At 61.4% G+C, this 8209-nt stretch carries 9 protein-coding genes and 1 tRNA gene; 5 read left to right on the top strand and 5 right to left on the bottom strand.

The window, feature by feature from the left end; genetic code table 11:
- Positions 1-166: 166 nt before the first annotated feature.
- Genes SYN60AY4M2_RS12315 through SYN60AY4M2_RS12300 form a run of 4 tightly spaced genes read right to left on the bottom strand, consistent with a single transcriptional unit; the run spans position 167 to position 3486 of the window.
- A complete protein-coding gene (locus tag SYN60AY4M2_RS12315; protein ID WP_011430768.1) occupies positions 167-1825 on the bottom strand; it encodes an AarF/ABC1/UbiB kinase family protein in 1659 nt (552 codons plus the stop codon).
- Between the two features lie 37 nt (positions 1826-1862).
- Positions 1863-2450 carry a peroxiredoxin family protein gene (locus SYN60AY4M2_RS12310; protein WP_346426058.1) on the bottom strand — a complete coding sequence of 196 codons (588 nt, stop codon included), beginning with the start codon at positions 2448-2450 and terminating at the stop codon, positions 1863-1865.
- Between the two features lie 31 nt (positions 2451-2481).
- Positions 2482-2919: an SRPBCC family protein gene (locus tag SYN60AY4M2_RS12305; protein ID WP_099813044.1), complete on the bottom strand. Its 438-nt coding sequence runs from the start codon at positions 2917-2919 to the stop codon at positions 2482-2484.
- A gap of 3 nt (positions 2920-2922) precedes the next feature.
- Entirely contained in the window at positions 2923-3486 is a 564-nt protein-coding gene (locus tag SYN60AY4M2_RS12300) for a hypothetical protein (RefSeq protein WP_011430771.1), read from the bottom strand.
- Between the two features lie 124 nt (positions 3487-3610).
- On the opposite strand from SYN60AY4M2_RS12300, the gene SYN60AY4M2_RS12295 reads away from it, so the two are divergent.
- Positions 3611-3695, top strand: a tRNA-Ser gene (locus tag SYN60AY4M2_RS12295).
- Between the two features lie 105 nt (positions 3696-3800).
- Here SYN60AY4M2_RS12295 and SYN60AY4M2_RS12290 read toward each other — a convergent pair.
- Positions 3801-4610: an RNA methyltransferase gene (locus SYN60AY4M2_RS12290; protein ID WP_099813043.1), complete on the bottom strand. Its 810-nt coding sequence runs from the start codon at positions 4608-4610 to the stop codon at positions 3801-3803.
- 66 nt (positions 4611-4676) lie between these two features.
- Between SYN60AY4M2_RS12290 and SYN60AY4M2_RS12285 the strand changes: the two genes are divergently transcribed.
- From SYN60AY4M2_RS12285 to fabZ, 4 genes are all read left to right on the top strand, one after another.
- Positions 4677-5252: a hypothetical protein gene (locus SYN60AY4M2_RS12285; RefSeq protein WP_011430773.1), complete on the top strand. Its 576-nt coding sequence runs from the start codon at positions 4677-4679 to the stop codon at positions 5250-5252.
- A 6-nt stretch (positions 5253-5258) separates the two neighbouring features.
- Positions 5259-6170, top strand: coding sequence for a UDP-3-O-acyl-N-acetylglucosamine deacetylase (lpxC, locus tag SYN60AY4M2_RS12280; protein WP_011430774.1), 912 nt, complete (start codon positions 5259-5261; stop codon positions 6168-6170).
- Positions 6171-6463: 293 nt separating this feature from the next.
- A complete protein-coding gene (locus SYN60AY4M2_RS12275) occupies positions 6464-7690 on the top strand; it encodes an RNA-guided endonuclease TnpB family protein (protein ID WP_099813042.1) in 1227 nt (408 codons plus the stop codon).
- A 79-nt stretch (positions 7691-7769) separates the two neighbouring features.
- The coding region (fabZ, locus tag SYN60AY4M2_RS12270; protein WP_099813356.1) for a 3-hydroxyacyl-ACP dehydratase FabZ at positions 7770-8209 on the top strand (440 nt) is incomplete at its 3' end.

Below are 8209 nucleotides of genomic sequence, written 5' to 3'. Positions count from 1 at the left end.
GGGGTGAGAGGCCTGAAAGCCTTGTGGCGCAAGGCATCGAGCGGGTCAACGAAAAAATCGGCTTTTGCGGGTTTTGGCGAGGCGCTCGCAGAAGCGTTGATACCGTTTTTATGTGCTTTTGGCAACATGGCTAGGATCGGGATCCCTGGCAAGTCCGAGCTAGGGGCTAATTGCGCAGGCGACCGGAGCGGAGGATGCTGAGGATGAGCCACAGTCCCAAGAGGCTGGCGGCGCCAAAAAGCAGCTCGCTCAGCCAGAAGACCTGGAAGCGCTGGGTTTGCGCCGAGATGATGGCGGCGCCGATAATCAGGGATCCGACCAGGATGCTGTAGGAGAGGCGGTTGGCCGACTGATCCAGGCTGATGCGGAGGTCTTCCAGCTCTTGGATGGTGAGGTTCCAGCGTTGGGTTTCCGAGGTGATGCGGCTAAGCAGCACTTCCAATTGCCGCGGCGACTGCAGCGAGAGGTTTTTCAGGTCCAAGGCTGTGCGCAGCAGCGAGGGTAGGGGAGCTTCCCCCAGCAACTGCTGCCGAAACACGTCCGCCATCAGGGGGCGAATTTGCTCCGGCAGATTGTAGTCTGGGGTGAGCTGGCGGGCGATCCCTTCCAGATTGGCCAGGGCCTTGGCGCACAGCCCCAGGTTGCCGGGGATGCGGATCTGGTTGCGCCGCGCTGCTTGCAGGATCTCGGAGAAAAGCTGGCTAAAATCCAGCTCGGCCACAGTTAGGGTGTAGTACTGCCGCAAAAGACGCTCGTATTCCCGCTGCAACTGGGCCAGGCTGACGGCGGGATCCCGCAAGCGGCCCCTGGGGCTTTCCGGCAGGGCCAGCTCCAGGGTGAGTTCGGCACAGCGCTGGGCATCCAGGCTGACGATGGCCAAAATCAGCTCCAGCACAATCTGCTGCGTGCGCGGATCCAGCCGCCCAATCATGCCGCAGTCCAAGAGGGCTACGCGACCGGATCCCAAATAGAACAAGTTGCCGGGGTGGGGATCGGCGTGGAAGTAGCCGTCGATGCAGATCTGCTGGAAAAAGGCGCGGGTGAGCAGGCGGGCAAGCTGCTGCGGCTCGGCGTCGCTGCGATCCGCCTCCAGGAGTGGCTTTCCTTCGATCCACTCCAGGGTCAGCACCTTGGGGGTGGTAAGAGCCCAATAGACGCGCGGCACCACCAGTTGGTTGGGATCAAACCAACGGCCAGCCTGCAGGCGTTGCCGCAGCTGCTCCGTGTGGCGGGCTTCCTGGGTAAAGTCCAGCTCCGCCTGAATGGCCCGGCAAAACTCATCCGCCAAGGCCACCACGTCTGCCAGCCGGCCAAATTCTGTTTGCGCCACCAATTCAGCAATGCTGCGGATGAGCCTTGTATCCCGCTCTACTATTGCCTCCACGCCGGGCCGCTGGATCTTGAGGGCCACCGCTTCGCCGCTGACGAGATGGGCGCGATGGACCTGGGCAATGGATCCCGCCGCCACCGCTTCCGTGTCGAGGCTGCTGAATACCTGTTCCAGCGGCTTTCGCAACTGCTGGCGCAGCAGGATCTCCACCGCGTTCCAGGGCACGGGGGGCACATTGCTCTGCAGGGTGCTGAGGGCCTCGATATACTCCCGCGGCAGCAGGTCGGGGCGGGTGCTCAGCAACTGGCCCAGCTTCACATAGACCGGCCCCAGATCCACCAGGATGTTGCGCAGCACCAGGGGTGGTGGCAGTTGCGGCTCTTCCGCCTTGCCCAAAGAGAGCAAGCGCCGCATGTAGTCCCAGCCGTGGCGCAGGACTACTTCTAGGATCTCCGCCTGACGGGCGCTATTCTGGGCCAGCCGCGCAAAGACCACCTCTTTCCTCTCCTCTTCCGGGCTTGCCTAGGAAGGCTTAGAAAAAGGGCACGGGAGCCACCCGGCGGGTTCCATCCCAGCCGCTGGCTAGCCCTTCTCGCAAGACCCGCAGCACCTCGTCGGTGCTGGCGTTGGGCTCGGCAAAGGAGAAGAGGTGCTTATAGCGCAGCCTCCCTTCGCGATCCACGATGAACTGGCCTGGCAGGGGCGCCCCCAGGGCTTGGCCGACGCCGTAGAGCCGAAAGGTTTTGCACTCCGGATCCACCAGCAGCGGATAGGGCAGTTCCAGGTCGGCTTGGATCTGTTGGCTTTGCACCGGGTCGGTGCTGGTAACCATCAGCAGCTCTGCTCCCAGAGCCCGGATCTCCTCGTAGCGGGCCTTCAGCTCCTGGATGTGGGGGTAGCAGAAGGGGCAGAAGAGCTTTTCTGTAAAGATGCGGGTAAAGGCCAGAACCACCGGCTTTTGGCCGCGGTAGTCCGACAGGCGCACGGGATCCCCGTGCACATTGGGCAGCTCAAAGTCAGGGGCCAGCTCGCCAATCTGCAGAGGGCTGTTGGCCGGCTGGGGGATGAAGTTGTCGAAAAAGCGACGGTTGAACAGGCTGCTGTTGCTGGTCATTGCCATTTTTTACGTTTCTTTACTACCTGCCACCAGCCTAACCCAAAGCCTCGGCCACTGCCTTTAGCCGTCGCAGTTGTGCCCGCATGTCGTGCCGGGTCAGCTCCGCTGCCACCAGATAGAACCCTGCCGCCACCCAAGGGTTGGGGATGCAAAACTCAAAGCGGTTTACCAATAGCGTTCCCAGCGGCTGGGGGCAACATTCCCAGCGGTCGGTGCCCTGAAAAAAACCCTCAAACTGCCACTGCACCAGGCCCTCGGCCCGCTCGGCGATCACGCAGTCTAGGCTGGGGGAAACCAGCGGCAGGCGCAGGAAAAAGCGGTAGCGGCTGCCCAGTTGCCCAGTGGGGGATCCCAGCGCCTCACAGCCCAACAGGGGGTTGAGCCAGCGCCGCATCAGCGCTGGATCGATTAGACAGCGCTCCACCTGGGCCACGCCAGCGGCAATTTCAATCGCTTGAGTATAGACGGGCATGCTCTAGGGAGCGGCTGCAGCGGCAGGCTGCGCTTCGCCGCCAGGGACGACGGTACTCAGCAAAATCAGGATATCGCGATACTCCACCTGATCCGGCCCGCGGCGGGGGGATCCCACTTGGATGACCGCCTGCTGGGGCGGCCTGTCGGGGCGAGGGGGAGACTCGAACACCAGCGTGCGGATGCCGCCGGCCTGCTCGAGATCGGAGAGGAGATCCCAGCCCCGGCCCCAGAGGGTGCGGCGGTAGTAGGCGGCGATCTCCGAGAGAGGTTGAGAGGTCTGCAAAATCAGGGAGGCAAGCCCTCCTTCCTGATCCCAAATTTGCCCCGAAGAGATGACGGTGGCGTCGGGCAAGCGCAACTGGTGCGGGAAGTGGGGAGGGAGAGCGCGGGTATCGCCCACGGAAGCCTCAAAATGGGTGCCATCTTCGCCGATGTGGCGCAGCACCGGATCCGGGGGGGCAGCTTCGGAAGGAGATGCGTCTGGCCAAGGGCGACAGGCAGCCAACAACGCTAGCGACAGCCAAGCCAGAAGTTGCACCTGACCTGGGCAAAAATGTCCTCTCATCGCATAGCCAGGGATCCCTCAGTGGGTTATAGCGGATCCCCATTCCTCCCCACAACCCGTTAGCAGGGATAGCAGGACCCCTCGAGCTGCACAAGCGGCAACTGCACAGCCTAAGATAGGTTCTGGAGAGGTGTCCGAGTGGTTTAAGGAAGCAGTCTTGAAAACTGTCGTGGCGCAAGCCACCGTGGGTTCGAATCCCACCCTCTCCGTCAAATCAAGTTTGCCGCAGGGAGACCATCCAGACCTAGCTGGATTCCCTTGTCTCAGTTCCCAGAGGTTTGTTTTCAGAGGCAGCCGGCCAGAGGCCGCGGCAGCTAGGATCCACTCTCAGCAGGATGAGGATCCTCTTTTTTTGGGGGTTCTCGAGGAGAAGATTTTTGGCTCCACTGGAGTTGTCGCAGGATCCCGCGTAACAGGGCCACCTCGGACACGGTCAGGCCGGCGCGGTGAAAGAGGGCGCGCAGCTTGAGCATCTTGCGGCGAGCGGTGTGGGGGTGCAGGTAGCCAATTTGCAGCAACAGCGCCTCCAGGTGGCCGAAAAAACCCTCCAGCAGCTCGAAGGGAGCCGGCTTTGAGATCCCAGAGCTGGTCACTGGCGGGGGAAGATTCTGGCAGAGGAGGGTGCGCAGCTCGTAGCAACAGATGCCCACTGCCTGGGCCAAGTTCAGGGAAGGGTAGGCCGGATCGGTGGGGATCTGGATCTGGCGATGGCAGAGGGCCAGCTCTTCGTTGCTCAAGCCCCGATCTTCAGGGCCAAACACCAGAGCGGCAGGGCCGGCAGCCAGCAGCTCCGGGAAAGCCTGGCGGGGAGACTGAATTTGCCATTCGGGCGGGTAGGGCTCGCGGCGGCCTGCTGTCCCGAATACCTGCACACATCCCTGAAGGGCCTCGGCTAAGGTTGGCACCTGCCGGGCTTGGCGGAGCAAGTCCGTCGCATGCACGGCCATGGTGACTGCTTCTGCGTCGAGGGGATCGCATTGGGGATCCACCAACACCCACTGCCGCAGGCCCATGTTTTTCATCACGCGGGCAATGGCCCCGAGATTGCGCGGCCCTGCCGGCCGCACTAACACAAGGCGTACCTGCGCCAATCGCTCCTGAGCCCAGTTGGACGATGCCGGCATTGCTCAGAAATCGCAGATAGGGATCCCCTAAAGTAGAGGAGTTAGATCTTGTCATAGATTGCGCCGATGGGATCCGCCTACCGCCGTTGGCTGAGTTGGATGTGCCTATTGCTGCTGGGGTGCTGCTGGGGATCCCCAGCCTTGGCTGCCCATTCGTCGCTCTCCCCAGCAGCAGAGCCGACTCAGGTGTCGCCCCAGCTCGTTCGCGATAGCGGTGCGGAGCACTTTTCTCTGGCCGAGGCGCGACAGCGGCTGGAAGCCATTGCCGAGGCCATGCGCTCGATCCGCCTATGCAGCCGCCCCAACTGCCGTTACCGCGATATCTCCGTCGAGGTTCGACCCATAGCAGGAGCCGAGCCGCCGGAGTACGAGGGCCGCATCGACGCCGCCATCGACCGCCCCTCCGGTAGCTTGGACAGGGCCCACTACCGGCTGCGATTTCGGGGGGGGCGTTGGCAGTTGTTGGGGGGGGAAGAGGTTTCCGATGTCTCCTCGTTTTTCTTTGAGGGAGATACTTACGAGGTGTTCAGCGCCTACGGCAGTCGCAAAGGCAAATTGGCAGACGCCAGCAGCAGCCTGCGCGTTGGCTATCGGGAACTCTACTATCGCGTTTTCGACCGGGGCCAAGAGCGTTGGCCATAGAGACCTATGAGAGAACAACAACACACCTTGGCCAGCTCTATTTCCCTAGAGGGGGTGGGCCTGCACACCGGCCTGCCGGTTCGCTGTAGCCTGCATCCGGCCCCTGCCAGCAGCGGTCGAGTCTTTGTGCGGGTGGATCAGCGGGGCTCCCCTCCCATCCCCGCTCGGTTGGGATCCCTGGCCCCTGCCGCTCTCTGCACCCGTCTACAGCAGGGATCCCCCCCTGTCCAGGTGCAGACGGTGGAACACTTGTTGGCCGCTCTTTACGTGCTGGGCATCGACAACTGCCGCATCGAGGTGGAGGGGCCGGAGCTGCCGATTCTGGATGGCTCCGCCCTGCCCTTTGTGGAGGCCGTTGCCCAAGCCGGGATCCTGGCCCAGGAGCAGCCGGCCCTGCTGGGGGTGATCCAGGAGCCGGTCACGGTCTGGGCAGGGGAAGCCTTTGTCAGCGCCGTGCCCTACCCCGGGTTTCGCTTTACCTATGGCATCGATTTTGCCGACTGCCCTATCGGCCAACAGTGGCTGAGCTGGCGGGAGAACAGGGCGGACTTTGTCCAATCCATTGCCCCGGCCCGCACCTTCGCCCGCCAACAGGATGCGGAGCTGGCCCACCAACAGGGGCTGATTCAGGGGGGCAGCTTGGAAAATGCTATCGTCTGCAGCAAAACCGAGTGGTTGGGGCCGTTGCGCTTCCCGGATGAGCCGGTGCGCCATAAGCTGATAGATTTACTAGGAGATCTCAGCTTGTTGGGCTGCCGCTTGCAGGGGCACATTGTGGCCTACAAGGCGGGCCACGCCCTCCACCACCGTTTGGCTGAGCAGTTGCTCAAGAGTGGATCCCTGCAGGTGGAGCCAGCTCAAGAGCAAGCAAGGGATCCCCTTTGCCTCGGTGGGGTGGAATCTCGCTCTTCGTTTTGAGGGGGATCCCGGCTGCTGGGATGGGTGAAAAGTTCCTGGCCTGCTGCAATTTCTCTGTGCGGCCTTGCTTTGGGTTCAATGCCCGCCCATGCGGGCTTTAGCTAATCCGCCGTTCGCGCTAGCGGGACGTAGTCCTGGAAGCCCCGCTCTGTACCCCCCTATATCCCAGCCCCCCAGCCCCCCAGTCCCCCCGTATACGGGGGGATATAGGGGGGCGGGGGGATATAGGGGGGGCGGGCCGGTCAGAGTCAGGATGAGAGGCGGGAGCGTTCAACAGGTACAATGCATTCATCATGAGAACCGCTTACCAGTACCGCTTGCGCCCTACTGCTAGCCAAGTCGCCCTGATGGGTGAGTGGCTGGAGCTGCTGCGTAAGCAGTACAACTATCGCCTGGCAGAACGGTTCAACGGGTGGGAGCAGAATCGCTGCAATATCCATGCCTGCTCCTTGACGGTCTGCCATCTGCCTGAGTTGAAAGACAAGCCCGATTTCGACTCACAGAAACGAGACTTGGTAAACACAAAGGCTCTCTTCCCCGAATACCAAGCGATTCATTCCCAGGTGCTCCAAGACTGTGTAGAACGAGTGCAAAGAGCGTTTGACCGATGGCTAAAAGGTGACTGTAACGGCAAGCGGGCAGGCAGGCCCAGGTTTAAGGGTGTTGGGCGGTATCGCTCCTTCACCTTCCCTCAGATGAAGCAGGACTGCATTCGAGGGCAGTTTATCCATCTGCCCAAAATTGGGCCGGTCAAGCTGGTCCAACACCGTCCTTTGCCTGAGGGGTTTGTTATCAAAACGGCCACCATCACCCGCAAGGTGGATGGGTGGTACGTCACCTTGAGTTTGCAGGATTCGTCTGTCCCGGAATGGAGCCCTGACCCGCCAACGTGGGAAAACACGATGGGGATAGACCTGGGGCTAAGCTCTTTCTTGGTCACCGATGAGGGTGAGGCGGTTGAGGTTCCTCAGCATTACCGTAGGGCGCAAAAGCCCCTCAAGCGGCTGCAACGGTCTGTATCGCGCAAGCAGAAGAGGCCAAACCGCTACCAGAAAGCGGTCAAGAGGTTGAGCAAGGCACATCAGAAAGTAGCCAACCAGCGCCGAGATTTTCACCACAAAACTGCCCGCAAACTTTTGCAGACAAGAAAGCACATAGCCCATGAGGCGTTGGACATCAAAGGTCTGGCGAGGACTCGACTGGCCAAATCTGTGCATGATGCTGGGTGGGGGCAGTTCCTGCAAATTCTGGCAGCCAAGGCTGAAAGAGCTGGGCTGTTGACGATTGCAGGGGATCCCCGCGGCAGCAGTCAAGGGTGCTCGGGGTGTGGTCGTGAGGTGCCCAAAAAGCTGCATGAGCGGTGGCACGATTGCCCCTCCTGCGGGCTAAGGCTGTCACGGGATCACAACTCGGCGCGAGTTATCAAATCCAGAGCGGTGGGGCGTCCCGTTCTTCAAGCTCAGGAAATGTCCTGCCATTGGGCAGGAGTCACTGTTGGCGAAGCGTGGCGTAAGCCATGAAGCCTGCACTCTATGCGTCAGCATGAGTGCGGGAGTACGTCACGGTTTCACGGTTTGTCTTCTGGCTCTGTGGGTTACTATGTCCTCTGATGTCTCTCCTCCACCTCTTCTCTCGGCTGAAGCAGCTGCCCAGTTGGCAACCGCTCCCCCCGTCTTCACCACGGATCAAATCCTGGAGATCCTGCCCCATCGCTACCCTTTTTTGCTGGTGGATCGCGTGGTGGAGTATCAACCAGGGCAACGGGCGGTGGGCCTGAAAAACGTCACCTTCAACGAGCCCTTTTTCCAGGGGCACTTCCCCAACCGACCGATCATGCCCGGCGTTCTGATCGTCGAGGCCATGGCGCAGTTGGGGGGGATCGTGTTGACCAAGTTGCCGGATGTGGCTGGGCGGTTGGCTCTCTTTGCCGGCATCGATGGCGTTCGCTTCCGCCGCCCCGTGCTGCCGGGGGATCAGTTGCTGCTGTCAGCCAATTTGCTCACCATCCGGCAAAAACGCATCGGCAAGATGTTTTGTCG

Source organism: Synechococcus sp. 60AY4M2 (genome assembly GCF_002760375.1).
Taxonomy (GTDB): Bacteria; Cyanobacteriota; Cyanobacteriia; order Thermostichales; family Thermostichaceae; genus Thermostichus.
This window is presented reverse-complemented; position numbering and strand designations above follow the sequence as displayed.

Coding starts and splice junctions, on each gene's coding strand:
- SYN60AY4M2_RS12310 (WP_346426058.1), bottom strand. CDS start 2,450: ATGGCAATGACCAGCAACAGCAGCCTGTTCAACCGTCGCTTTTTCGAC.
- SYN60AY4M2_RS12305 (WP_099813044.1), bottom strand. CDS start 2,919: ATGCCCGTCTATACTCAAGCGATTGAAATTGCCGCTGGCGTGGCCCAG.
- SYN60AY4M2_RS12300 (WP_011430771.1), bottom strand. CDS start 3,486: ATGAGAGGACATTTTTGCCCAGGTCAGGTGCAACTTCTGGCTTGGCTG.
- SYN60AY4M2_RS12290 (WP_099813043.1), bottom strand. CDS start 4,610: ATGCCGGCATCGTCCAACTGGGCTCAGGAGCGATTGGCGCAGGTACGC.
- SYN60AY4M2_RS12285 (WP_011430773.1), top strand. CDS start 4,677: ATGGGATCCGCCTACCGCCGTTGGCTGAGTTGGATGTGCCTATTGCTG.
- lpxC (WP_011430774.1), top strand. CDS start 5,259: ATGAGAGAACAACAACACACCTTGGCCAGCTCTATTTCCCTAGAGGGG.
- SYN60AY4M2_RS12275 (WP_099813042.1), top strand. CDS start 6,464: ATGAGAACCGCTTACCAGTACCGCTTGCGCCCTACTGCTAGCCAAGTC.